This is a genomic window from Enterovibrio norvegicus, from assembly GCF_002876705.1.
In the GTDB taxonomy this organism is placed as follows: Bacteria; Pseudomonadota; Gammaproteobacteria; order Enterobacterales; family Vibrionaceae; genus Enterovibrio; species Enterovibrio norvegicus_B.
Genome location: NZ_MDAG01000013.1, coordinates 189,508 through 214,732, shown reverse-complemented (window position 1 = coordinate 214,732; position 25,225 = coordinate 189,508). Strand labels below are relative to the sequence as shown.

The following is a 25,225-nucleotide window of genomic DNA, read 5'->3' as shown; positions in this document are numbered from 1 at the left end:
GCTGCCTTTTTAATTTTGCAAAACTGCCTACTATTACGGCAAGACAAGGCAAAATAAACCCGCCATCTTTAGTATATAAAGCCGAGCTTTTTGAAAACCAAGCGTTAAAAATCACATCACAAAACCTGATCTTCAAAACTCCGATCTTCAAAAAACCAAGCATCAATCACTATTGATGGCGGACTGCACCCTGACTGTGGTAGCGGGTTATGCTGCCAGCATCGGCTCGTTGGATGGCGTAGACTTGCGCCTTGTCATCACAATTAAGCCCGCAAACATCATGAGTCCAACAAGGCTTTGCGCCATTGGCGGCAAAGGCGCTGTTGCAATGTTTGACCCACCAAACGCTTCTGCTGGGTCGCTGTAGACCATGAATATTGCATCATTAAAGTCTTCATCAGATCGAATACCCCAATCGTTTGAACTTGGGTCCACACGGTTGAGATCTTCGAACCCCATGATAACTTGCTCTTCATTGCTGTCTGCAAACAACATAGCAACGTGACGAGACGACGGGCTGGCACTGTCCAGTTCATAGGTAAGATCTGCCTCAGGGTTGAGGAAATCTAGACCATAGAAGGTTTGATCAGCACCAGTCAGTACGCCATCAGACACGGTATCGCCGTTGGTGTAAGCATTTTGTGAGAGGAAAAAGCTGACGTTTTTTCCCGCCTCAATGGTGGAGTCCGTTACCTGTACTGTGTCGCCCACGTTCAGACTACCGCCGCTACCTGACTTTGAAAGGTTGGAATACAAAAAACCGTAGTCCACGCCTTCCACCGCGCCAAGTTCCGCGAGTGACACAACACCTGAGCTGTCAGTGTCTATTGAGCCTTTGCTCAGACCGCTAAAGGTATCGTCATCAAACGTGAAGTAACCGAGGCTGTTTTTATATCCTGCACCTTCATCAAGAAAGCTGACGTATACATTACCTTCTTGGTTCATCGAGAGGTAAGGGTCGTAATCCGTGTTAAGAAACTCGGTATTCACAGCTCTCGCTTCTGGAAGCACTGTATCGGCAATGTTCATCAATGATGCGTCGACAGGGTTATTTACAATGTCGGGTGAATTGGCATCTAACGCATGTGCGGTTGATGCAGTGAGTATTGCTATCGTTCCTAGTAGTGTGTTTATCGCATGCTTCATAGGATACCCCCTTTGAGCGCGATGTGGTTGAACGGAAGTTGGTCTGCTCTTGCGCATCGTTCAGGGTGTGCGATAGCAAGGGCGGGACCCGGGTAGAACACGGTGTGTGCGCCAACTTTTCGAGCAACGGCGTGAACCGTTGTCTTAAGCCAGAACACGGCGCGAGGGAACTCGTTGTACAGCGTTCCATCGAACAAAAATTGTGTGCGGTACTGGCTTCTTTCAGCCAGCGTTTGCCATAGTCCTGCGAGTTCGTCGCCATCTGGCATCACCAACATGGCGAGATACCCTCCACAACTTGGCACTGACACCTGAAGGCCTTTAATGCCAGCATCTTCTGTAAAATGCACCGACTTCACATTGAACAAGCCTTGAGAGCGGAAAAAACGCACCAGTTGCTTTTCCGCTGAGCCTTCTTGGTAGAAACCTTGGTTGAACCGCGGCTGCCCCTGATGAGGGAAAGCAGGGTTCGGTGTCTGACCATGCAGAGCGTTTGGCGATATGACAGCGTCGGTACGTAAATAGACGCCACTCGTCACCATCGCCAGCACGAGAGACACGCTTAACCAATCAATGAGTGAATTCCGTTTTTGCATAACGGGTCCCCCAAAAAATGATCGACAGCGTCAGGGCTGCAGAAAGGAAAAGATAGGTGTCCTCCCCTGTGGGTGAGTGCCACCAGGTGTGCCATTCCATAGTGAGACCCATGCTAAACAACCGAAGCACATTCAGTAGTAAGGCGCTGATCAGCAATAACGATACAACCGTCACTTCGCGCAAAGAAAACGCCACATGATGCCAACGAGCGATGGCGAACCAGCAAGCGAATGCACTCATAATGGCCGGCAAAGATGAACAATTTCTTAGCATCAGCACTTGGTGATCTGAAGGGCCAAAATAGACATTGCCGACGGCATGGCCTGTTCCTGTCACAAGCTGCAATAACGCGGCGACCATGTTGGCATCGAGCGCGAGCACAGGTTCGGTAAACCATTTCAATGCGTACAAAATGGTGAGCGCTTGAGCCGAACACACCATGAGAATAAGCGCACTGTTTCGAGTGGCTAAGCGTCGGATAGGAAGGGTTTGATGCGATGGCGCACCGCAATCACGTGAAGATCGCTCGAAAGCAAGTGCGCGGATCCCAACCCAAAGACCGACGAAGAAAAGCACAATCAATGCGCCTTGAAAGCTAGGGATGACGAGGAGCAATGCCAAGGCGATGGCAACAGCATAATCACTCGTTCGGGGTGTAATCATCGGGCTTTGCACAAGTAAAATCAGCCCTAACCCTAAACACAACATGGCGGGAATAGCATCGAACTCAGACACGGTGGGAACGTTACTCGAGAAAAACGGCAAGGCCAGAGAGATGCAAACGCCGAGCAACAAAATCAAAGCGAGACGCTGAACGCTGGGCGTAGACGCCCAGCGTAAGCTTTTCACTGATAAGGTAAGCGTATTCGTGACCCCTTTGTTCATGCTGCTTGCCCTCGTAATTTCTGCAACGAAAGAGGTGGGACAAGTCCAAGTTTCTGCGCCAGCATGAATACGCTAAGCGGGGCCAAAGCCGTCAAGGTGATACGGGTGATCATTGACCATTCGAATTGGCTCACTGACAGCCAGAGAAGACTAAACGCAAGAATGAACATCAAGGAAAAAATAGGGTACGGCAAGTAATAGAGATGCTGACTGACACAGAAAAACATCACCATGCGTAATCCTTGGGTGAAGGCTAGCGCCGCAAGGATACCGTAAACACCGTATTCTTCGCCCCACATCCACAATGTACCGAAGGCAACGACAGCAGAAATCGCATTGATAGCGAGTTGCGCGTAGGAGGTTTCTCCTGCGTAGCTGCCTAAATTGATGAGTTCCGCGATTTCTTTAAACAATGCTGCAGCAATCAAGAGTGCCGTGAATTGGGCAGCCATCATGTAGCTTTCTGGCAATAAAAGTTGAATTGCGACGGGAGCGGAGAAGGCGACGATAACCGCGATGATCATACCTAGCGTAAGGCCATAGTTGGTAAAACGCGTGGCGTTTTCTCGGCCGTTATCGCCGTATAAAGTGTCAAAGCGTTTTGGCATCCACCACATACCAAAAGGTTGTAGCAATAGCACAACCGCCAGCGCGAACTTGGCAGCAACACCAAATTGCGCGACGTCTTCGAGTGACGCGACGTCTGCCAATACCCAACGGTCGAGGCCATTAAGCGAAAACGCCATGAGGCCGCTCGCCATAATGGGTAGGCTATAGATGAGTGCTTGTTTGGCGACGTCTTTTGAGAAACCAAAGCCAGTGTCTTTAATTTGTAAGGCCGTGAGGAGAACAGATTGTGTAATGGCTGCAATCACACCGGCTTCGAGTACGCCATCTATGCCGCGTCCCATTAGCAACATGACGACAGTGAGCCCCGCATGGAGCAGTGCACGCCCAACGGCGACAGTAAAAAAGGCTGTCGCACGGTTTTGCATTCTCAACCAGCCAAGTGGAACAGCAATGCAGCCTTCCAGTGCGAGCATCAGTAGCACTAGGCGCAATTGGTAGGTGCTTAAACCGCCTGGCACAAACGCGTCTAACCATGCAGCAAGCATCCAGCCTGCAGGCACAACAAACGCGCCAACAACCAGCGTGAGTGTGAAAATGCGCGCGGCCATGCGCTTGCGTTCATTGGCTTCGTTCTGACCACCGACAAAGCGATACAGGGCATCTTCTAACCCCAATCCCACCAAAATACTGCCAAGGGCAGCAATACTGCTGACGATCTCTAGTTTCCCGAATTCGGCTTGCGGCAAATGATGGGTGATGAAAGGCAGCATCAGCAACGAGATACCTTTCATCAATGCAATGCTGCTTCCGTACAACAGTGTTTGCTTCATCATCGGCGTCATGGTTTTCATCCTTGCCATTCCGTGTGTGTAGAGTTGTTTTTATTGCTCTTTTGACACTAATTCAGGCATTACTTGGCGCGACTTATTCAACAGGCTTTCGCAAATCGCGGCGAAACAGAGGTCAGCGCGATATTGAAGGGCAATGGTGCTTGCTGCCTGTCCCATTGCCTTCACCTGTTGCATGTTTTGGTCTGCGGTTTGAATTGCTTCGATCAGGCTGTCTACATCGTCTGGTTGATACTTCAGGCAATGTTGATTGGCGGTTAATTGGCGGTCCCAAAAGGCGTCATCTGAGGGGATGATCACGCACATACCCGCGGCCATTGCTTCTAGAATCGACAGGCCAAACGGTTCTTTCGTGCTGGTTGAAACAAAAATATTTGCGCCAGCACGGATCTCATCAAGGTTTTCTGGCGCATGGTGCCAAAACACTTTGCTCAAGGTTTGTGGTGCTTCGCTCGTGGGTAAATTGCTTTGCTTGGGACGGATATAGCAAACGTGTGATTCAGGACGTTCTGCTGGGGTGAGTTGGCTGAGTGCCGCGGTGAATGTGTCTAGACCTTTCCATTTTAGTAAAGACGCTGCCCAAAACATAACGGCGTAGTCATACTGGCATTGGCGAGGCCAAGACTGTTTTGGAAGGCCGTTTCTGAACGGTTGAAACTGGCTGTGTGACGCGACGTCTGGAGAGTGACCGGCGGCTTTCAACGCGTCCGATAGCGATGGTTGAGTGGCGTCTAGGTAAAACACGTTGTCTGCTGTGTTAAGGCAACGGCCGATAGTACGAGAAGTGGCAACAGGGCCGTGGATCATTTGGACTAAACGATATCCCAGCAAGGCCTTAACCAGATATAACCCTAAATCAACACCTGGGCCAGAAGCGCCCAGCGCGGTGTGCATTTGACCGACAAAGAGGCGAAGCCATAGCAGTTGCATGGCGATCAAGATGTGACGAGCAAAATATCCCAACCCTTGTTCTGCCATTTCTAAGCGTTTTGGCATGTGAAGCTTGGCAACGTAGGCCTGCGACGATGCCCATGTCTCAGGATCTGCGGTGAGAATGGTCACGCGTGCTTCTTGGCTTTCTAGCTGGCTGAGCACATGTTTGGTTGAGACTTTCGAACCTCCAGCAAAGGCGATGGGGTCAAGGATCACAATGTGTGTTAATCGGCTCATAGTGCCTCCTTCGCAAAAAGGTCTTTTGCGGGTTGCGCAGGTACGTTGCGATTTTTCACAAACTTTAATGAGGCCTGAATAGGGGGAAGTACCTGCCAGTGGCTATGCCACTTCAATGGCATGGCTGGGTCTGTCAGCAAGGTGTTGTAAAGCGCTTCGAACTTTGCGGTGTGAGACGAAATCGTGAATTTTTCCATGACGCGCTTGTAGCCATTTTGACCAAGCAACAAACGCTGTTCTTGGTTGATGTAGAGATGAAACATGGCTTGAGCAATCGCGTGTGCATTTTCTTCAGGCACTAATATGCCCGTTTCGTGATGCGATACGACGCTTGGAATACCACCCACATTGGGGGCGACAACAGGTAACCCGCTGAGTCCTGCTTCTGCAAGCGTCAGTCCAAACACTTCTTCGCGTGCACCTGAAACAACCATGTCAGCACCGCCACGTAAAAGCCCAACAACATTGTGTTGTTCGCCAATCAAATGGACATACTCTTCAAGGCCCGCTGCACGAATTTGATTTTCTAAGTTTTGGCGTTCAGCCCCTTCACCAATGACCACGAGGTGGATGGGAAGGTACATTTCACGCAGTTGTTTGCAGGCTTCAATCAGCAGATCAACGCCTTTTCGGGTAATCAGTGAACACACGCTAACGGCAATGAATGCATCGCTTGGCAGTGACAACATTTTGCGAAGGTGGGTGACGGGTTGAGCAAGCAATGCATCGGTATCAATGCCATTTGGAATCACTTGGCAGCGATCTTCTTTGCCGCCGTCGTTCAGCAGTTGATCGACCACGGGTTGGCTGACACCTACCGCCATGCTGGCGTGGTGAAGGCCAAGTGTGATGCGGTCTCTCAATGGGTAGCGTGAATGAAGGTGCAAAACCAAGGGCAATTTTCGAGCGCGAGAAACGACGTTAAGCCACTGGCTTGGCGCACCGCTGTTTGAGTGGAGAAGGTCGATGTTGTGCTTATCGACAATCTCAATGCCTTGATTGATGAGTTTTCTGTAGCCGCGGAAATTATATTTCGGTGCGGTTTCACCGAATAGGAGTGGAAACTCGCTAACATAAACGTCGATGTTGAGTTTGCGTGCTTCATCAGCAAGCAACTCGCTGTTACACCAAAGGACAGGGGTAAATGCGTCCTTGTCGATGTGTGTCAGTAAATCAAGTAGGCAACGTTCACTTCCACGAATCCAGTTATCACCGTAATGTACAAATAAGACATTGCGCGATGTTGAGAGAGTTTGAGTGGTTGAATACATACTCTCTTCCTCCAATTAGTTCAGTGGCTCGTCACATTCTGTGTTTAACGTGTCTGTGGCGAGATAGTCATATTGACGATCGGCTTTCTTGTTGTACGTCATTGCCAATGGTCATCCCTGTAATGTCTAAAATGTTTGCAAGGAGTAGGCCATATTTGTAACGTATTGAATATAAAGAAAAGCGCCGCGTGAGCCTGTAAGGAAAACAGAGTCGGCGCGACGCCAGTTCGTCATTCTGAGAAAGAAATTTGGTCATTTTGCGAAAGTGGCATAATCCGCAAGTAGTTTTGGTACGACGGCTTCCGTTGAAAAGCGCTGTTTGACCGTGGCGATAGCTTCTTTGCTCCACAATGCTTTTTGTACGCTATCTGACATTCGCCAATCTTGAATGGCAGAGATCATGCCTTCCATATCCCCTTGTTTTACCAGCCAACCGTTTTCATTTGGCCTGACGAGTTGATCCAGAGAGCCAACATTAAACGAGACCACTGGAATGCCGCGTGCCATAGCTTCAAGCGCTGCCATCGGAAGGCCTTCTGCGCGTGAAGGGATCACTAGCAAGCCAATACGTGGCCACACATCGTGCATTTCTTTTTGTGCACCATGAAATTCAAGGTTGTTCGGGGCTTTTAGCTCAAGTTCTGATCGTAATGGTCCATCGCCGTACACATGGAAGTCGAGGTGTGGGAAGCGCTTTGACAGCACGCTAAAACGATCTGGCGCTTTCTCTTTACAGAGTCGACCTACAAACGCGATCTCTGTACCGAAGGATTGGGTGATTTTGCTGGTGTCTACGAAATTATCTGCCAATTTAGCCGAGCACGGTAACGTAGACAGTATTGGGCTGCTCACGGCGTAAACATGGTTCGCGAGGAAAGCCGTATGACGATCAAACCAGTCATACCATTGGAGTTTGCCTTCTTTCTTTTCGCCGCTGTGAAAGGTGCTGGCACAAGGTACTTTCATTAATCGCGCGATAGGGCGCACCAAAATACCGGCTTTGTAACCGTGGGTATGAATCACATCAGGCTTTTCTTTTTTTAGCGCTTGCCACAAAGAAGCAATGCGTCCATCAAGCATGATGCAATCCAATCCTGAGAACATGAGTCTGCGTTGAAGAGGGTGTTCGCCGTAATTTTGAAGAAACACGATGCTGACTTGATTGTTGGCGGCTTTCAGGCCAAGCGCGAGTTGTTCAACGTGGGATTCAATGCCACCAAACCCGCGACTGTCCAAAACGATCCATATGTTATTAATTCTCTTTTTCATGTCGCCCTCCACGGTTACCGTCAGCGCGAGCAAAAAGATCTTTATTCGAAAAGGCTCGCGAGTGCGATATGAAACTGCAAAGTTAATGCCAGTTCGGCATATGGTGAGAGTGAATGTTGGTCAGCCGTTGTTCTCAGAAGGCTTAGCGGTCTTTTAATGTCGAAAAGCCAGTTACATGCACAATGGATGCGTGTAGCCGCACCCGAAAATTCTCATTTTGATGAAAAGAGTGCGTCATTTTGCGAAAAACATGTTTTGTAGGCATTCAAACCGCAAGTCAGATTGACCAAACAAAGGGTGAACCTTGGGAGCAATAGACGGTGATTTCATGCTTTTTATCTTCCAACGATGAACATTAAGAATTAAATGCATCTGAGTGCGTAGGGCGTAAAACCTAGGCCAAATGTCTTTGGGCAATAGAAAATGACGGGGCGTGAAATAACTTGGCAAACACTTTGCATCGAACGAGTCAGCTCACTCTTTTTATGCAGAGGCAGATATGGCAAGTTACCTAGTTACAGGCGGTTGCGGTTTTATTGGTTCACATTTGGTTGAATCTCTCCTCGCAGATGGTCACCACGTTCGCGTTGTCGATAACTTATCCACGGGTTCTCGTGACAATGTACCCCGTCACTGTGAATTACGTGTGGCCGACATTTCTGTTCCTGGTGTACTCGATGATGCTATGGAAGGCGTTGATGGCTGTTTTCATTTGGCTGCGATCGCGTCTGTTCAACGTTCTAATCAAGAATGGATCGAGACTCACAATGTCAATTTAACGAGTTCAATTCGTGTGTTTGATGCTGCCAGGGTGGCCAAGACCCCCGTTGTTTACGCATCGTCGGCTGCGGTTTATGGCGACAATGCAGAATTGCCATTATCTGAACGCTCGACAGTTCGTCCGCTCACCGCTTATGGCGCGGACAAACTAGGCTCTGAATTGCACGCAAGAGTGGCATCTTTGGTGCACGGCGTGCCGACGACCGGTATGCGCTTTTTCAACGTGTTCGGTCCGCGTCAAGACCCTAAATCCCCTTACTCCGGTGTCATTTCTATTTTTGCAGACAAAGTGTTGGATGGGCATTCACTCACCATTTTTGGTGACGGCGAGCAGACGCGAGATTTTATTTACGTGGGCGATGTGGTGCGGTTCCTTCGTGCGGCAATGACAAATGTATCTGTGTCTCCCGATGTGTTTAATGTCTGTCGCGGAGAGGCCATGTCAGTGAATCAATTAGCGACCATCCTTATGTCTATCACGGGCTCACGGGTGGCCATTGAACATATGCCAGCACTACGTGGTGATATTCGAACGTCTACCGGGAGTCCGTCTCGCGCCACAAAGGAATTAGGGTTGGTGGCAAAAACCAGTGTGACGCAAGGTTTGAGAGAGTTGCTGAATCATTTGACTGACAGCGACAAGTCGAGATTGTCTGTGGGGTAAACACTGTGGACTGCACAAACAAAAACGCCGCGACAAATGAAGCGGCGTTTTTTTGTTTTGTGTAAACCAGTTGTTGAAGCGTGTTTTGAACGATGTTCTCTACTACTAGGCGTTATCTGTGTCGGTTTCCCATGCTTGTTTCTTGCGATATAGCGTAGAGGGGCTGACTTTCAATAACACTGCAGCTTTCAGAACATTTCCGCCACAAAACTCGATGGCTTGTTGTATTGCTTCCCGTTCCACATCTTCCAATGGCCGAATGTCTGAGCTTTCTACAGGTGTTGAATCTGTGGTCGCTTCATGGGCATCTGTCGAAGGTTCAACATAGGTTGTTGGTGCCAATGATTGTATTTCTTGATCGCTCAGCGTTTCATTGAGTGGCGGCGGTAGTTGCTTAATGGACACCGCATCACCGTCATGGAGAACAACCACATTCCGAATGACATTTTGCAGTTGCCTTACGTTACCCGGCCAAGGGTAGTGACGAAGTACCACCTCTGCTTCTGGTGAAAATTGTGTGAAGGATTTTCCTTCTTCATTGGCATAGGTGCGCAAGAATTTCGTGGCGATGGTAAGAATGTCATCACCACGCTCTCTAAGCGGTGGCAGGGCAAGGGGAACGACATGCAATCGGTAGTACAAATCTTCTCTGAATTTACCCGCAGCCACTTCATGCAAGGGATCTTTGTTGGTAGCACAGAGAAAACGAATATCTACGCTTTCCTCTTTGCTGCCCCCAACTTTTTGATAGCGACCAGTTTGGATAAAACGCAGCAGTTTTTTTTGTAGCTCCAAGTCCATTTCGCAGATTTCATCAAGGAACAGCGTGCCACCATCGGCTTGCGCGGCTGCCCCTTTTCGTTCACTGCTTGCACCTGTGAATGCACCTTTAACGTGGCCGAAAATTTCGCTTTCCATGAGGTCGTGGGGAATGGCACCACAGTTGAGGGCGATGAACGGTGCTTTTGTGCGAGGGCTTTGGGCATGAATGGCTTCAGCGCAGACTTCTTTACCCGTGCCGCTTTCGCCGGTAATAAACACAGTCGCTTTACTGGGAGCTGCGGCATCGATAATACGATACACGTTCTGCATAGGAAGACTTGCACCGATAAAACCTTGGTAAGTATTGCGTTCGAAACTGGTTTTGATGTCGTCCACGAGGTGCTGCAAACGTACGTGCTCTAGTTGGTTTTTCAACGTGGTTTTAAGGCGTTCAGCACTCACTGGTTTTTCTAAAAAATCATCCGCCCCTTGCTGCATCAGCTCTACAGCGGTGTTTACAGACCCGTGACTTGTAACAACGATGACGGAGCAGGGAAGGCCTTGTTTTTTTATCCAACTAAGCACTTCCTGTCCGGACATGTCTGGCAATTTAAGATCAAGCATGATGAGGTGAGGCGTGGATTTGTCGAGGTAATCCAGAGCCTGTTGCCCCGTCTCTAGGCAGACCAAATCGATAGGTTCACCTGATAAATACTGGATATACAGGTTAGCTAACGGCTTTGAATCTTCAATGAGTAGTACTCGGTATTTTGACTTCATGGTGCATGCGTCCCTTGAGATGTCTACCTACGCCGACCCCATTGCTCGAGGGTTAGGGTATTCTGTTTGATTAAATTATATGCAAGTAAGTGTACGACAATTTGGTCAAAAACCAAATGTGTCAGCGCAAGAATCACGCTTTTAAATCAACTGGTTACTTCATCATTAAACCGCGTTGCAATCGCTTATCCAGAGCCTCGAATGATGCATCCGCCGTGACGGCAAGTTGTGTTGCTGTGTCGAGCGCCTTATCAAAGGCTTGCTCTAGGCAAAAGGCTTCAATGCTTCGGCAAAGTTTGCACAAGGCAGCATTGCCATGCGCCGCGGCGCTGCTGCCCAAGGTGTGAGCCTCAAATTCTAGGGTGTAAAAATCTTCGCTTTCTGCTGCATCAACCAATTTGAGCACACGTGTTTTTGCATCTTCTATATAAAAGCTGATCAGATTTGGGGCGGCTTCTGCGGATGTGTCAGACACCAATTGCTGTAACGTGGATTCATCAACCAATTCATTCTGTGGAGGGCAGTCTGTTGCGCTGCCAGGACCATTATTCGCGTCACCCTGCCCACGAGCCGAAGAGGTTTGGTGTTTAATGATGTCTCGTTCACTGCCCGTTTTTGAAGCATGATCTTGCCAGCGCCCTAAACAATCGAGAATGGATTGGCGCGTGACGGGTTTTGACACAAAATCATCCATCCCTTGGTTTAAAAAGTGTTCTTTATCGCCACGAATAGCATGTGCGGTTAATGCGACGATGATGACGTCTTTGGTGGGTGAATCCATTTGTCGGATCCGTTGTGTGGCTTCAACGCCATCCATTTCGGGCATCGAAATGTCCATAAAAATGATGTCGTAAGGAATTTTGCTGACAGCGTCCACCGCCTCTTGTCCGTTGCTGACAATATCCGCAGAAAGCCCGGAAAATTCGAGCATAGTGCGGAGCACCACTTGGTTGGCGGGGTTGTCTTCTGCCAAAAGTATTCGCATTGAACTGCTGATTTCTGCTGTGCCGCCAAGGGTGGGGTTTGATGTGCTAAGGGGGGCACAATCTTCTTTTTCAGCGAGTTTGAGTTCCAATGTAAGGGTAAACGTGGAGCCAACGTCTTTTTGGCTATCAACCTCGATTTTACCCTTCATGAGATTCACGAGTTGCTTACAGATCGCCAGTCCAAGACCGCTGCCTTCATGGCGTCTGTCATAGGTATCTTCCGCCATAGTGAACTCATCGAACAAGTCGGTAATGTGCCCTTGGTCAATGCCTTGCCCTGTGTCGGAAACATCAATTTGAAGCTGACAAGCATCGGTATACAAGCGTGCACATTTGATAGACACAGTGATGCTGCCTTCTTGCGTGTATTTGATGGCATTCGACATTAAATTCAGCACGATTTGACGAATGCGGTCTCCGTCCCCAATGAGATACTGAGGCGTGTTATCAGCAAAAATAACATTCAGTTTTAAGTTTTTGTTCGCCGCTTGAGGGCGCAGAATGTCTAAGGTCTGTTGGAGTAATTCAACAATATCAAACGGGTTTTTCTCTAGCGTTAATTTACCTGCTTCCATCTTAGAAAAATCCAAGACATCGTTGATGATCGCAAGCAACAGTTCACCGGATTCTCGTGCCGTTTGAACTAACCCCAACTGCTTGATGTTCAGCGGCGTTTCTTTCAATAACCCGAGCACACCCAGCACACTGTTCATGGGGGTGCGAATTTCATGACTCATGGTAGCCAAGAAACGGCTTTTCGATTCGTTCGCGCTTTCCGCTTCATGCTGGGCGGTACGAAGAATACGTTCATTGTGCTTTTGTTCGGTCAGGTCGAAGAAGTGCGCCACGTAGTGGGTGAGGGTGTCGTCTTCATCACGCACTGCAGTCATACTCATTCGAACGGGAAGCTCGTTACCATCCCGGTGACGAAGCGAAATCTCACCGTTCCATCGTCCTGAGTCGATCAAGGTTCGCCAAATTTGTTTGTGGAACTGAATGTCTTCTGGATTGGCAGAAAGCGTGCGCGGCTTTTCCCCTTCCACTTCAGCACTTTCAAATCCCGTGATGGAGGTGAAAGCAGGGTTGGTGCGAATGATGTGTCCTTTTGCATCAGAAATGAACATGGCTTCAGACGATTCGAAGGCGTGCGCCGCGATTTTGAGCTCGGTTTGGTCTTTCAGTCGCTGAGTAATATCGCGCATGTAAGAAACGAAAATATACCCCTGCTTTGTTTTTGCTGGGGAGATCGACACTTCAATCGGGAATTCACGGCCACTTTTTCGAACGGCTGGTAACTCGATACGTTGATTGAGAACTGGGCCTTCGCCTGATGCGAGGAAGTGCTGCATGCCTTTAATATGGGATTCACGCAGAGCAGGGGGAATGAGGGTGTCAGCAAGGCGTCGACCCACTATTTCGTCTCTGTCCCAACCGAACAGTTGCTCGGCAATAGCGTTGAACTCGATGATGATGTCTTGGTCGTTCGCCACCACAATCGCATCCAATGACGCGTTGTAGATCGCCACGTTCTTTTCTTCGATTTGCTGTGCTTCTACATAAGAATACTTTTGGTCTCGAATGGAATTCTGGAGCTGCTGGTAGCTCTTATCGAGCTTTTTCTGCATGGAATTTACCATGTCTACCGTGGCTTCAATTTCATCTTGGAAGAACATATTGAACGACGAAGGAACGCTGTCCTTTTTACTGAGTTTTTGCAGTTTTCTTAGTGGGCGCGTGACCGCGAGCATCATGATGTACATGGTAGCGATGGCAAGCAAACCGATGCCTGAAGAACTCCAAATCAAAAACTGGCCGATAGGCGACGCGACGGCATCGGAATGATGATTTCTGAACCCGATGATAACGTCACCAGACTTGTCATCAGGTGATCCAATGGGGTACTTGGCAATCGTGACATCATTCATCTGCGTGTCAGAACGCTGGGTATGCGCGAGCACACGTCCATCTCGCTCTATGGTGAGGAAAGCGAGGTCTGAATGCTGAATAAAGCGCTCTGCCTGTTGGTGTAGGGTATTGAGATCGTTTTCTTCCATCGGTACTTCGACGGCAAAGGCAACAAGTTCTGCCACTTCGTTCGAGCGATAAGCCAGCTCAGCTTCTCTTGCTTGTGACAAGTATTGAAAGGCGTAGCTGATGAACAAAACGAGCACCACGGTAAAAATGATCATCGTGGCAAAAACGGCTTTTAGCCTTATATTCAAATCACACCCACCTGGTTAAGTTAAGCAATGAGACGAAAGCACCATAAATGAGAGCCTGTATGACTTTGAGTTTAGTACAGATATTTCGGTGAAGATGAATGACGCGAAGATCTCGATCCGCGGTGTTTCGGGGATGTGATAAGAAACACATGGCACAACATGTGCCATGGTGATTTCATGTTCTTTTATTCGTCGGCAGCACGTTGTAACAACACCAACGTTGTGTCGTCTTTGTTTTGTTCGCCTATGTCATCAAACACGCGCATCACTTCCTCTGCCGCTTCGTTTAACGGCAGTGAAAGCGTGGTGTGCAACGCCTTAATAACCGTATTTTCGAGCACTTTACGTGCCTCATCATCTTCCGCTGATTCAAACAATCCATCGGTATAGAGGGCAAGTCGTTCGGTGCGATCGAGGGTGATGGATACGGTGTCATAACTCGCGCCATATAACACACCTGGGAGAATACCGCCGACGCTGACTTCTTTGGTTCCAGTGGGCGAAATCAGAAATGGCGCAGGGTGCCCAGCAGTGGCGATATCAATTTTGCCGCCATTAGACATGGCAACGGAGCAACAGGTTAAGATCACCTGAGACAATAAACCATCTTCAAGAGCGCTGTCTGACAAGCGGCTTAACAACGTTGCACAAGGATCATCTTGGTCGTCAATGTGATACATCAAACCGCGTAGGTAACCGCCAAAGGCATAAGAGAAAAACTTGGCCGCAACGTCATGGCCCATTACATCAACCATATTGAGCATGAGGTGTTTGTCGGTATCGCGGTGTAACACTAAATCACCACCGCCAATGCCTGTATTGCGACTGACGACCGCCATTTCCCAGCCGTGTGCTTTGCGCGGTAATGATGGGGTTAACGCGTCAGTGATACGTTTGTTCACGCGGTCTGTTAGCTGGCGATAGATTTGGTCTGAGCGGTTGAGCACCCGTTTCACGCTTTGCATGAGTGAAGATTTGCTGACCGGTTTCACCATGTAGTCATCAATCCCTAAACCTAGTGCGCTTTCACGCGTTTCAGGGTTGTCGGCATAGGTGAGGAAAATAAAGGGTGTGAGTAGGGTATTGGTTTGCTGGTGAAGGGCTCTTTTGAGGCTTAAACCATCCATGCCAGGCATGCGAATATCGGAAATGACGAGGTCAACATCCTGCTTCAACAGCATTTCGAGTGCCATTTCACCACTTTCAGCTTCGATGACTTGGTAACTCTCGGACAAATAAGCGCTGTATAGACGACGCTGGCAGATATCATCATCCACGATCAAAATGCTCGGTTTGGATATCTTCTTCTCGATATGCCATGTCAACGATAGGGTGTTGGTGTCAAACATCTCCCTGACTTTGTACGCCATGTCATCGGTCAAGCTATGAATGAGCGCGAGACCGCGGCCACCCTCTTTTTCTTCAAAGGTATCGAGGGTTTGTACGCGATTGGCAAGAGTAGGATTCCAACTTTGTCCGTCATCGCTTAAATGCAATTCCCACCCAGAATCAGTGCATTCCAACTCGACCAAGATAAAGGTGGGCTGCGGGCTGGTATGGTTAACGAGGTTTGCCCCGGCTTCAGACAAACAAAGCTGTATCTTGTTTGATAGGTGGTCAGACACGCCGCGCTGTCTCAAGGTGTCAGCAACCAGTTTTCTTGCTTGGCTCACGGATTTCAGTGAGGCTGGACGGCATTCGTGGTGGACGACAGATACCATGAATTAAATCTCCAAAGACAAAAGGTGGCTACTTAGCACCATTTTTCTCAGTTTTCCTGCGAGCTTGGGTAAGCGTTTTTTGAGGCGACCAATTTCGCGAAGAACTTCGACCTTCAACGAGGGATTGTTTTTATCATTGATCACACTGCCTAGGATGTGTGCGCCTGCATCGTTGAGCTTTTTAACCGACTCGGCTGCCATCGCCGTGGTTGTTTGCCCTGCCATTACCACAAAGATCGTACCATCGGCCGCAGCCGCAACACGTTCTGGTGGAATGTTGTTGGCATTCAAACGCGACATCGGGGAAGTATCAAAAATCACGAGGTCATAGTCTTTATGCCATTCCTCCAAATAGGCTTCTAGCGAACCTGGGCGGCGTAATTCCATGATGGTCTCGCGTTTCGATGGTGCAATGATGCCGGTGAAGTACGCATGTTCACCTGCTACACCCACTAACTCGGGATTGGGTAGCAAACCTCGCTCACTTTGTACGGTTGTCATCCCCTGACTTTCAAGGCTGGGGTGATAAAGGTTGAGATCGACCACCAAGGTGGATTTTCCCGCAAGCAAAGAACGCTGAGCGATGGCTGTTGCGAGAGATGTGACGCCTTCCCCTGACTCTGTCGAAGCGAAAGCGAGGGTTTTATAGTCGTTACGGATAACCTGAAAATAGATCCGTTCGACTTCAAGGTTGAGCGGAGGAATATTCATTAGAGTATACCTACAAGTGCTGCGATACCTGCGATCTGGAAGATATCGGTGATCCCTTGGCGAATCTTCTCCGCCGTGCTTTCTTCTTTCGTTGGGACGTAAACTGTGTCGCCTACTCTCAGTACTGGAAGGTCTTGGAATCGCGCAGTGCGGCTGAATTCTGACAAATCAAACGTGCGGGCTTGGTCACGACAGCAAGACATGTTCACGACCGTGATTTTCTCGATGTAGGCGTTGGCACTTGGGCCGCCAGCTTCTGCAAGCAAATCGAGGATCGTCATGTGGTCGTCAAAGGTATAGCGACCTGGTCGATTGATTGCGCCAAGGACACGGATGGTTTCTTCTTTTGGTCTATCGAGCCAGTTGCGGTTTTTCTCTGGAATATAAATGGTGTCACCCATTTTGACTTCAGGAAGTAAGGTGGAATCTCCGGTTTCAAAGAACATGGCAAGGTTAAGTCTGCTGACACGAGCGTGTTTGCCGTCTAAATGGGTCACACGGATGTTGTGCAAGTCGGCATTCGCCGTAGGGCCGTCTGCAGCAGAAAGAATATCGAGAAAGTGCATTTCATTGGTGAAACGGTAACGTCCTGGGGCGCCCACTTGACCGAACACATAGATGGAGCTTTCTGAACTTTGGCGGATCCATTTGGATTTGTTATCGACAGGATCATCCGGTAAATCGTGAACACGCACGGTTGTGCCAGCCCTGACTGGCGGAAGTTCTGAATCTGGGCGACCCTCCTTGAGGAACACATCAAGGTTGAACGTATAAGATTTCGATTTGTTTGCTGATACTGGGGTAACGACTTCAATCTGGCTGGTGTCAGCACGGCTTGTTGGGCCACCAACGTGCGCGAGTAAATCAAGCAGTGACATTTCATCAGACCATTCGATGCGGCTAGGGCGCAATACTTCACCTATTACACGGACCGCGCGCTCAGGCTGTACTTTTAGCCAGGATTTTTCGTTTGAATCGAGTTTCTCAGGCACAAATATCGCATCACCGGGCTCAATGTTTGGTGGGCCACCTACCATTTTTCCTTCGGTGAAAAGATTCAGATCAAAAGGGACTGTCGTTCCATCGGCTTTGATTACGCGAATCTGACGGCTTTCGGCAAAACGGGTTGGGCCGCCAGCATTCGCAAGAATATCGATAAAGGTAGCGTCATCTTTCCCTTCATAAGCACCGGGCTTGGCAACTTCCCCCATCACATAGACGGTGTTTGAACCTGTTTTGATTTCTTCTTCTTGTTTGGGGACAAAGATGGTTGAGCCTTCAACGATGTTCGGTAACAAGGATTCATCACCGCTGTCGAGGTACTGCTTTAAGTTAAAGGTGCGTGGCTCGTTGGAAGAGATAACGCGGATTTGCTCAACCGAAGCATAGCGGGTCACACCGCCCGCGCGCATCAATAAATCCACAAGGTTGTTCTCTTCTTTGGCGGAGAAACTGCCGGGGCGAATCACTTCACCGAACACTTTAATGGCTTTTCTGTCTTCTGCAGCATCACCGGAATCGGCTAACGCCGCAGGGTCAAAGTTTTGCTCTACGTTCCCGATCATAGGGGAGGCCGGAATGAAGAGGGTATCTAGCGAGTTTAATGTTGGCAGTAAAGAGTCATCGCCAGTATCAAGGAATTTTTTGTAGTCGAAAGTGAGCACTTCACCATTTCTGCGCAACTGAAATCGGTCAAGCTGTGCGCCCGTGCGAAGGCCGCCTGCAGCGTAAAGTGCCATTTGGATTGACGCATTTTGTTTTAAGGTGAATTCACCCGGCTCTTCAACATAGCCTTGGATCGTCACAAGCAGCTGTCGCTTGCTGACAAACACCTGCAAGGAGGAAAGGTCGCGAAAGACAGTAGACAAGGTTTCTTTTACTGCCTCAGCCAGTTCTGGTTCGGTCTTTCCCTGCGCTTGTACCATCCCGACCTCAGGGAGTGTTAAACGTCCCTGACGATCGATTTGGAATTCTTTGTTAAGGGTGACCTCGCCCGGCAACATGATGGCGATTTGATCACCAATCTGTGCCCGATATTCATCGGCGCTCGCAGTGAGGGACAACCCCAATGCGTGTGTGACGAGGATGAGGAGTAAGATGATTTTTTTCATCATAGACCTCCAGCATGCATTTTTCTCTTAACGTCCGCTTCGACCAACTCGATGGAAACACGACGGTTGGTGAGACGAACTTCGGGTTGGTTGCCTTCAAAGAGTGGGTCTGTTGCACCAACGGCGTCCACAGTCAGACGCGAGGGTGCAATACCAAAAATCTGCAAATAGCGCTTCACTTGATTTGCACGCGCTAGAGACAGGGCTTTGTTTTGGGGGCCATTACCGACGGAATCCGCATGGCCAGTAATGTGTAAATCGTATTGGGTAACATCACGCAGTAGGGTAGCGGCTTCTGCTAAACGCCCCATGTATTTAGGGTTCACTTCAGAGGAGTTAAAGGAAAACTGATTGTCGGCATTCAGCAAACCGTATATCTGGGCGGCGAGTTCTGCTGCAGATTGGAAGCCAATAGACCCCGGAGGGATACAGGCTTTACTTCCGCGAACGGCATCAAGTTGCTTTTCGAGTCGTTCGAGTGTTGTTCGTTGAATAATGAGGTCATTGGCGGCGTCAAATTCTAGACCACCTTGAAGCTCTCGAACGATACGGTTTTGCATGCGTCTTGCTTGAACCACGGTGGCGGGAAAGCAAAGCTCTGCACCTTCTAAGATGAGGATGTCGAGATGTCGTGACGTGAGTTCCCATTCGAAACGCAGGCCGTGTTCTGGCCCTAAAGGTTCGTCTGCCATCACGGGGGTGAGTGATGAATAGTTGTGTTCTGCCATGCCACCTTGGCCATGGTCAGGAAATGCCGAGCAACCAGAAAGAACGACAATGGGCAGAATCAGAGAAAATAGCGTGCGCATGCCTCGCCTCCTTCTTGCGTTGAAAAATCCGTCTATTCTCTGTTTGCTTTAAGGCAAGACAGAAGACGGGGACAACGAATTAACTAACGGTTGAAGCCGGTTTAACTGAGATCGCGCTGTTGATGCGAAGCAGCTGGATAATTTCCATTGGCTGGCCATGCACCTGTATGAGCGAAAGCGCTTTACCTTTAGCTTTTAATCGTTTGAAGAGGAAAACAATGGCACCGATACCAGAACTATCGAGAAAGTCGACATTGTGGAGATCGAGTGTAATGTCTTTCGGGGTTTCATCGTTCACGAGTTGGTCTAGCTCAGGTTGGATTTCACTGCAACCTTGCGCGTCCATGTCGCCACAAATAACGAGAGTGAGTGTGTCGTCGGGTTGTTGAATATGTTCAATTTGCATGATTTCCTACCTCCCCTGTATAGATATATGTCTTAAGCGAAAACTATGCCAATAATTTCATATTGTTTAAGATCAGAGACTTATGACTATGCACTGCATTGGGAGCTAGCGATTTCGCAATCTGACAATGATTTTGGGAAAGTGAAACTGACATCTTTAGCGCCCTAATTTGTAGCCATGGTTTTTTAGTAAAACCGTTTTTATTGTTATCTCGTTCTTGCAGGACCATGTGATCCTGCAAGAACGATAGCCTCGACTACAAACTGGGGCTCTTGAAGACCAGCATTTTATCTCTGGTCATTTCATGCATTGAATATTGAATACCGCCTAGGCCAATGCCTGATGCATCGCGCCCACCAAATGGCATCCAATCGACGCGAAACGCGGTGTGGTCATTAACCATAACAGCAGTTGCATTTAATTGCTGTGTGAGTGATAGCGCATCTTCCAAATTATTAGTAAAAACCGAAGCTTGGAATGCAAAAGGGAGATCGTTCGCACGTCTTATTGCATCAGCTTTGTCGACATAGGAATACACGCAAATCACAGGGCCAAAGATTTCGTTTTGTGAAACGCGGACATCGTCAGGAGGATTGAGTAGCACCGTCGGTGCGTAACAGCTGTCAGACAACCGTTTACCGCCACTGATCAGCTCAGCACCCGCAGCGACCGCTTCATTCACCCATTCTTCGACGCGATCAACTTCGCGCGGCAGAATAAGAGGGCCCACTTCTGTTGAAGGGTCGAGCGGATCGCCCACCTTCATTTGATCCCCTGCTTCTGCAATGCGCACGGCCAATTCACGGCAGAATCCCTGCTGCGCATACACGCGTTGCACTGACACACACACTTGGCCCGCGTGGTAGAACCCACCTTTGGCGAGGCTAGGTACAACCTCATCAAGATTGGCGCTGTTATCGACAATAACGGGCGCAGCGCCGCCATGCTCTAGGGCACAGCGTGTGCCTGGTGCGAGTTGCGAGCGCAACATCCATCCGACATTGGCAGAACCAATAAAGGAAAGGAAGTTAATGCGTGCGTCGGACACCAGCTGGCTGGCCGCATCGTTGTCCGTGACCAGCGCCTGACACCAACCCTTCGGTAAGCCTGCTTCATGCAAAATCTCCACAAGACGCAGACACGACAGGGGCGTTGTCATCGCAGGTTTGATTAACACCGGACACCCGACGGCAATCGCCGGAATGACTTGGTGAACAATCAGATTGAGCGGGTGGTTAAAGGCGCTGATAGAAGACACAACACCGATGGGCTCGCGAATAGTGAACGCAAGCCGGTTTACCGACGCTGCGGTTTGCCCCATTGGGATTTGCTCGCCTTTGATCTGTGCGATGTGTTCAATAGCAAGTTTGACGCCATTAATGGCACGGAGCACTTCGACTTTTGAATCGATGTAAGGCTTCCCACCTTCTTCGGCAGCTAAAAGTGTTAGCGCTTCAACCTGATCAGACATGATGCTGATGGTTTTTTCTAGAATCTCGATACGCTGGTGGGCAGGCAACCATGCCTGCCGATCCAAGAATAATGCATGGGCATTGGCGATTGCCGTATCGACATCGCTGGCGCTTTGCATTGGGATGGTCTTTATCAGCCCGCTATCAAACGGGCGATAGACACTCAGTTCCGTCATGGTCATTTCCTTTCTATTTAATGCCCTCACTTTCCTTAATCAATACGTTAAGAATGGAGTGGTTAAGTGAGTAATCGACAGGGAGATCAATCAAGTGAACGCCTTTTGAATTCAGTGCATGTTTTAAGATGGATTGGAATTCATCATGGCTGTCAGGTCGATGACCGATTGCGCCAAAGCTGTTGGCATATTTGACGAGGTCGGGGTTATTGAAATCGAGGCCATAATCCTCAAAGTTCATGCCTTCTTGCTTCCACTTGATCATGCCGTAGGCACTGTCATTCAAAATGATGACCACCAAGTCCAGACCCATGCGCACAGCGGTTTCAAGTTCCTGCGAGTTCATCAAAAAGCCGCCATCACCGTTAACGGACACCACTTTTTTGGTTGGGTTGAGTTGTTTTGCTGCCATTGCTGACGGCAAACCCGCACCCATGGTGGCGAGTGCGTTATCAAGAAGCAGGGTGTTGTTGGTGTAGCACTGATAATTGCGGGCGAACCAAATTTTGTAGACCCCATTATCCAGTGTCACAATGTCTTCATCGTCGAGTTGGTCTCGAAGAATCTTCACCAAACGCTGAGGCAACATAGGGAAGCGGCGATCTTCAAAATATTTGGTGGTGCGCTGATCGACATTCTCTTTTACGCGTTGGAAGAAACTAAGGTCTTGGTTCAGTTTGCCCACTTTTTCCGTAAGGCGGTTCACTGAAGAACAGATGTCACCCACGACATTCAATTGCGGGAAATACACTTCATCGGTTCTCGCCGCGAAGAAGTTCACATGAATGACTTTCGTGCCGCCTTTTTCCATAAAGAAAGGCGGTTTCTCGATAACATCGTGACCCACGTTGATGATGAGGTCTGCTTTTTCGATGGCGCAGTGCAAGAAATCGTGGCTTGAAAGCGCGGCAGTACCAATGAAGCGTTCATGGCGCTCATCCACAACCCCTTTGCCCATTTGCGTGTTAAAGAAGTAGATGCCGGTTTTATCGATGAAATCTTTGAGTGCTTGACTTGAACGTTTACGGTTTGCACCTGCACCAATCAGTAGCAGTGGCATTTTGGCATTCTTGATCATATCCGCCGCTTGCTCGAGGCTTTGCATGTTCGCATCAGGGCGGCGATGGTGAACGGTATCAAAAATGGTCGCGGCTGAATCTTCGTCGGCAATGTCTTCAGGCAGTTCTAAATATCCTGCTCCTGGACGTTCTTCTGAACACAAGCGGAAACACTCGCGTACCATGGCGGGTACATTGTTTCCGTCTACGACTTGTTCGGAATATTTGGTGATGGGCTTCATTAGATTGACGACATCGACGATCTGGAATCGACCTTGCTTACTTTTGCGAATAGGCTTTTGGCCGCCCAGCATCACCATGGGCATCGCGCCCAATTGCGCATACGCTGCAGCGGTGACAAAGTTCGTTGCGCCGGGGCCGAGGGTCGACAAACATACACCCGGCTTGCCAGTTAGCCTGCCGTAGGTGGCAGCCATAAAACCTGCGGCCTGTTCGTGCCGAGTGAGGATAAGTTCGATCGGGGAATCTTTTAGCGAGTTGAGAAAATCGAGGTTTTCTTCACCCGGGATACCATAGATGTATTCAACACCTTCATTTTCGAGCGCTTTTACAAACAAATCTGAAGTTTTCATTATGGTTCTCTCGTCGTCTCTCATTACAAACCCACGCTCACATCCATTCGGGGGTAATGCAAAGACTCGGTAAAACGCATTAAACGTTGCACCTTTGAGAATCTCATCCCTAATGAATTCAAAACGCAATTTACCTGTTAATAACACAAGGCTTTTTTCGAAAGTGTAGTATCTGAGACAGAAAAAGGAGCAATTAACGACTAGCTTGCGCCGGACGGAGCACAAAATGAGCGTGCCAGTGCAGTCGGATCGGGTAGGAGGGGCAGAATTGGCGTTAACTGTTCAAAAACTCCGCACTTAATGCATTTTGATGAAATTAACCCTTTACAGCACGCCATCAGCCCATTATTATGCGCACCACTTACGGAGAGATGGCTGAGTGGTTGAAAGCACCGGTCTTGAAAACCGGCGTGCGTTTATAGCGCACCTAGGGTTCAAATCCCTATCTCTCCGCCACATTCGAAATAGCCCGCCTGCTCTTAGAACAAAGAGCGCGCGGGCTTTTTCATTTCTGCTGCTTGAAAACAAGACGCAGCTGGCGACACGTTTCCAATCATTCGATTCAACGTAGCATGAATACTAAAGACGCTAAGTGCTTTGCGTATGTCATGTTTTCGAAGTTGGGAATAGCAATGCTATCTCGCCAGAAATATTAGATATTTTACAGAGAATCGAATTTATGGGTTTCACCTCGTTAGGTCTATCTGCACCAATCCTCAAAGCCATCGAAGAACAGGGTTATGACACACCGTCGCCGATCCAAGCTCAAGCGATCCCTGCTGTTCTTGAAGGACAAGATGTAATGGCTGCAGCCCAAACGGGGACAGGGAAAACAGCCGGTTTTACGCTGCCAATTCTTGAGCGTTTAAGTGCTGGTCCGCGTGCTAAAAGCAACCACGTTCGTGCGCTTATTTTGACGCCGACTCGTGAGCTTGCCGCTCAGATTAATGACAACGTTGTTAAATACAGCCGTCACTTGAACGTGAGTTCTTACGTTGTGTTTGGTGGTGTGAAAATCAACCCTCAGCTTTTACGTCTTCGTAAAGGTAGCGACATTCTGGTGGCAACACCGGGTCGTTTGATTGATTTGTACAACCAAAACGCAGTGAAATTTTCACAGCTTGAAGTGCTTGTATTGGATGAAGCTGACCGCATGCTGGACATGGGTTTCATTCGCGACATCCGCAAAGTACTTGCTCTGTTGCCAAAACAACGCCAAAACCTGCTGTTCTCCGCGACATTCTCTGATGAGATCCGTGAGCTCGCGAAAGGATTGGTGAACAATCCTGTTGAGATTTCAGTGACGCCACGTAACTCAACAGCACAAACCGTTGAACAAAGCATTTATCCTGTCGACAAGCGCCAAAAAGCGCCAATGTTGGTTCGCCTGATCAAAGAAGGCGATTGGCGTCAGGTTTTGGTATTTAGCCGTACTAAGCACGGTGCAAACAAACTGGCACATTACCTGAACGATCAAGGTATTACTGCGGCACCGATTCACGGCAACAAAAGCCAAGGCGCACGCACTAAAGCACTGGCAGATTTCAAATCAGGCGAAGTACGCGTATTGGTAGCAACGGATATTGCAGCGCGTGGTATTGATATTCCACAGCTTCCGCAAGTGGTTAACTTTGACTTGCCAAATGTGGCTGAAGACTATGTTCACCGTATTGGTCGTACAGGCCGCGCAGGTGAAACAGGCAAAGCTATTTCACTGGTATGTGCAGACGAAACGATAGATTTGTTTGGTATTGAGCGTTTAATTCAACAAGTATTGCCACGTGTTGAGATGGACGGTTTTAAACCTACCAACCCGATCCCAGAGTCTCGTTTGGACAGACGTCCAATGAAGAAACCGAAGAAGCCTAAGACGGGTCATTCTGACGGCCAACGCTCTGGTGAGAATGCACGTGGTCATAAACCATCAGGCAAGAACCCACGTCACTTCGGTGGACAAAACAAAGAGGGTGGCGCACAAGGCGAAGGCCAGCGTCGTCGTCCTGCACAAGGTCAAAGCCAAGGGCAAGGTCAATCAGAAGGTGGGCAACCTGCGCGCGGTAACAGTAGTCACCGTAACAACGGTTCTAACCGAGGCAACAGTGCAACGCGCAGTGGCGGCAATGGACGTTCAGGTGGTGGCAACGCGAAACCTGCACAGCGTCGCCAACAACGCCCAGCACCAACAGGCAATGCGTAATCGCTAACGCTTAAATGTGAA

18 protein-coding genes and 1 tRNA gene are annotated in these 25,225 nt (G+C 48.9%); 3 read left to right on the top strand and 16 right to left on the bottom strand.

Going from position 1 to position 25,225, the window contains the following annotated elements:
• Positions 1 to 207: 207 nt before the first annotated feature.
• The 7 genes from BCT27_RS08505 to BCT27_RS08475 all read right to left on the bottom strand — a co-directional run bounded on the left by BCT27_RS08505 (position 208) and on the right by BCT27_RS08475 (position 7,756).
• Complete coding sequence (locus BCT27_RS08505) at positions 208 to 1,146, bottom strand: DUF4114 domain-containing protein (protein WP_102318657.1); 939 nt, start codon at positions 1,144 to 1,146, stop codon at positions 208 to 210.
• Positions 1,143 to 1,742: a hypothetical protein gene (locus tag BCT27_RS08500; protein WP_102318656.1), complete on the bottom strand. Its 600-nt coding sequence runs from the start codon at positions 1,740 to 1,742 to the stop codon at positions 1,143 to 1,145. Before BCT27_RS08500 ends, BCT27_RS08505 begins: the two co-directional genes overlap by 4 nt.
• Positions 1,717 to 2,628: an archaeosortase/exosortase family protein gene (locus BCT27_RS08495; RefSeq protein WP_102395551.1), complete on the bottom strand. Its 912-nt coding sequence runs from the start codon at positions 2,626 to 2,628 to the stop codon at positions 1,717 to 1,719. Before BCT27_RS08495 ends, BCT27_RS08500 begins: the two co-directional genes overlap by 26 nt.
• Positions 2,625 to 4,049 carry a lipopolysaccharide biosynthesis protein gene (locus BCT27_RS08490; RefSeq protein WP_241908537.1) on the bottom strand — a complete coding sequence of 475 codons (1,425 nt, stop codon included), beginning with the start codon at positions 4,047 to 4,049 and terminating at the stop codon, positions 2,625 to 2,627. Before BCT27_RS08490 ends, BCT27_RS08495 begins: the two co-directional genes overlap by 4 nt.
• 30 nt (positions 4,050 to 4,079) lie before the next feature.
• Positions 4,080 to 5,216, bottom strand: a complete 1,137-nt coding sequence (locus tag BCT27_RS08485; protein WP_102395550.1) for a glycosyltransferase family 4 protein — start codon at positions 5,214 to 5,216, stop codon at positions 4,080 to 4,082.
• Positions 5,213 to 6,487, bottom strand: a complete 1,275-nt coding sequence (locus BCT27_RS08480; protein WP_102318653.1) for a glycosyltransferase family 4 protein — start codon at positions 6,485 to 6,487, stop codon at positions 5,213 to 5,215. Before BCT27_RS08480 ends, BCT27_RS08485 begins: the two co-directional genes overlap by 4 nt.
• 252 nt (positions 6,488 to 6,739) lie before the next feature.
• Complete coding sequence (locus BCT27_RS08475; protein WP_102395549.1) at positions 6,740 to 7,756, bottom strand: glycosyltransferase family 4 protein; 1,017 nt, start codon at positions 7,754 to 7,756, stop codon at positions 6,740 to 6,742.
• 499 nt (positions 7,757 to 8,255) lie between these two features.
• Between BCT27_RS08475 and BCT27_RS08470 the strand changes: the two genes are divergently transcribed.
• Positions 8,256 to 9,200 (top strand): NAD-dependent epimerase/dehydratase family protein, encoded by a 945-nt coding sequence (locus tag BCT27_RS08470; RefSeq protein WP_102318651.1) that lies wholly within the window; start codon positions 8,256 to 8,258, stop codon positions 9,198 to 9,200.
• A 105-nt stretch (positions 9,201 to 9,305) separates the two neighbouring features.
• On the opposite strand, the gene BCT27_RS08465 is transcribed toward BCT27_RS08470, so the two are convergent.
• The 9 genes from BCT27_RS08465 to BCT27_RS08420 all read right to left on the bottom strand — a co-directional run bounded on the left by BCT27_RS08465 (position 9,306) and on the right by BCT27_RS08420 (position 23,007).
• On the bottom strand, positions 9,306 to 10,742 hold the full coding sequence (locus BCT27_RS08465; protein ID WP_102395548.1) for a sigma-54-dependent transcriptional regulator: 1,437 nt from the start codon (positions 10,740 to 10,742) through the stop codon (positions 9,306 to 9,308).
• Between the two features lie 154 nt (positions 10,743 to 10,896).
• Positions 10,897 to 13,950, bottom strand: a complete 3,054-nt coding sequence (locus tag BCT27_RS08460; RefSeq protein WP_241908536.1) for a PAS domain S-box protein — start codon at positions 13,948 to 13,950, stop codon at positions 10,897 to 10,899.
• 185 nt (positions 13,951 to 14,135) lie between these two features.
• Positions 14,136 to 15,671, bottom strand: coding sequence for a SpoIIE family protein phosphatase (locus tag BCT27_RS08455; RefSeq protein ID WP_102395546.1), 1,536 nt, complete (start codon positions 15,669 to 15,671; stop codon positions 14,136 to 14,138).
• A gap of 3 nt (positions 15,672 to 15,674) precedes the next feature.
• Complete coding sequence (locus tag BCT27_RS08450; RefSeq protein ID WP_102318647.1) at positions 15,675 to 16,382, bottom strand: P-loop NTPase family protein; 708 nt, start codon at positions 16,380 to 16,382, stop codon at positions 15,675 to 15,677.
• Entirely contained in the window at positions 16,382 to 18,493 is a 2,112-nt protein-coding gene (locus BCT27_RS08445) for an SLBB domain-containing protein (RefSeq protein ID WP_102395545.1), read from the bottom strand. The genes BCT27_RS08450 and BCT27_RS08445 overlap by 1 nt, the downstream gene beginning before the upstream one ends.
• Complete coding sequence (locus BCT27_RS08440; protein ID WP_017011173.1) at positions 18,493 to 19,302, bottom strand: OmpA family protein; 810 nt, start codon at positions 19,300 to 19,302, stop codon at positions 18,493 to 18,495. Before BCT27_RS08440 ends, BCT27_RS08445 begins: the two co-directional genes overlap by 1 nt.
• A gap of 79 nt (positions 19,303 to 19,381) precedes the next feature.
• On the bottom strand, positions 19,382 to 19,708 hold the full coding sequence (locus tag BCT27_RS08435; RefSeq protein ID WP_017011172.1) for an STAS domain-containing protein: 327 nt from the start codon (positions 19,706 to 19,708) through the stop codon (positions 19,382 to 19,384).
• Between the two features lie 256 nt (positions 19,709 to 19,964).
• Positions 19,965 to 21,356: an aldehyde dehydrogenase family protein gene (locus BCT27_RS08425; RefSeq protein WP_102318644.1), complete on the bottom strand. Its 1,392-nt coding sequence runs from the start codon at positions 21,354 to 21,356 to the stop codon at positions 19,965 to 19,967.
• Positions 21,357 to 21,369: 13 nt separating this feature from the next.
• A complete protein-coding gene (locus BCT27_RS08420; protein ID WP_017011169.1) occupies positions 21,370 to 23,007 on the bottom strand; it encodes an acetolactate synthase large subunit in 1,638 nt (545 codons plus the stop codon).
• Between the two features lie 365 nt (positions 23,008 to 23,372).
• Here BCT27_RS08420 and BCT27_RS08415 point away from each other — a divergent pair.
• Both BCT27_RS08415 and BCT27_RS08410 read left to right on the top strand, forming a co-directional pair.
• A tRNA-Ser gene (locus BCT27_RS08415) sits at positions 23,373 to 23,463 on the top strand.
• 223 nt (positions 23,464 to 23,686) lie between these two features.
• Positions 23,687 to 25,204 carry a DEAD/DEAH box helicase gene (locus BCT27_RS08410; RefSeq protein ID WP_102318643.1) on the top strand — a complete coding sequence of 506 codons (1,518 nt, stop codon included), beginning with the start codon at positions 23,687 to 23,689 and terminating at the stop codon, positions 25,202 to 25,204.
• Positions 25,205 to 25,225: the final 21 nt, after the last annotated feature.

Excerpts from the sequence above, each read along its gene's own strand:
- BCT27_RS08445 (WP_102395545.1), bottom strand. The coding sequence starts at position 18,493 with ATGAAAAAAATCATCTTACTCCTCATCCTCGTCACACACGCATTGGGG.
- BCT27_RS08505 (WP_102318657.1), bottom strand. The coding sequence starts at position 1,146 with ATGAAGCATGCGATAAACACACTACTAGGAACGATAGCAATACTCACT.
- BCT27_RS08485 (WP_102395550.1), bottom strand. The coding sequence starts at position 5,216 with ATGAGCCGATTAACACACATTGTGATCCTTGACCCCATCGCCTTTGCT.
- BCT27_RS08480 (WP_102318653.1), bottom strand. The coding sequence starts at position 6,487 with ATGTATTCAACCACTCAAACTCTCTCAACATCGCGCAATGTCTTATTT.
- BCT27_RS08450 (WP_102318647.1), bottom strand. The coding sequence starts at position 16,382 with ATGAATATTCCTCCGCTCAACCTTGAAGTCGAACGGATCTATTTTCAG.
- BCT27_RS08495 (WP_102395551.1), bottom strand. The coding sequence starts at position 2,628 with ATGAACAAAGGGGTCACGAATACGCTTACCTTATCAGTGAAAAGCTTA.
- BCT27_RS08435 (WP_017011172.1), bottom strand. The coding sequence starts at position 19,708 with ATGCAAATTGAACATATTCAACAACCCGACGACACACTCACTCTCGTT.
- BCT27_RS08475 (WP_102395549.1), bottom strand. The coding sequence starts at position 7,756 with ATGAAAAAGAGAATTAATAACATATGGATCGTTTTGGACAGTCGCGGG.
- BCT27_RS08455 (WP_102395546.1), bottom strand. The coding sequence starts at position 15,671 with ATGGTATCTGTCGTCCACCACGAATGCCGTCCAGCCTCACTGAAATCC.
- BCT27_RS08410 (WP_102318643.1), top strand. The coding sequence starts at position 23,687 with ATGGGTTTCACCTCGTTAGGTCTATCTGCACCAATCCTCAAAGCCATC.
- BCT27_RS08425 (WP_102318644.1), bottom strand. The coding sequence starts at position 21,356 with ATGACGGAACTGAGTGTCTATCGCCCGTTTGATAGCGGGCTGATAAAG.
- BCT27_RS08490 (WP_241908537.1), bottom strand. The coding sequence starts at position 4,049 with ATGAAAACCATGACGCCGATGATGAAGCAAACACTGTTGTACGGAAGC.
- BCT27_RS08440 (WP_017011173.1), bottom strand. The coding sequence starts at position 19,302 with ATGCGCACGCTATTTTCTCTGATTCTGCCCATTGTCGTTCTTTCTGGT.
- BCT27_RS08500 (WP_102318656.1), bottom strand. The coding sequence starts at position 1,742 with ATGCAAAAACGGAATTCACTCATTGATTGGTTAAGCGTGTCTCTCGTG.
- BCT27_RS08470 (WP_102318651.1), top strand. The coding sequence starts at position 8,256 with ATGGCAAGTTACCTAGTTACAGGCGGTTGCGGTTTTATTGGTTCACAT.
- BCT27_RS08420 (WP_017011169.1), bottom strand. The coding sequence starts at position 23,007 with ATGAAAACTTCAGATTTGTTTGTAAAAGCGCTCGAAAATGAAGGTGTT.
- BCT27_RS08465 (WP_102395548.1), bottom strand. The coding sequence starts at position 10,742 with ATGAAGTCAAAATACCGAGTACTACTCATTGAAGATTCAAAGCCGTTA.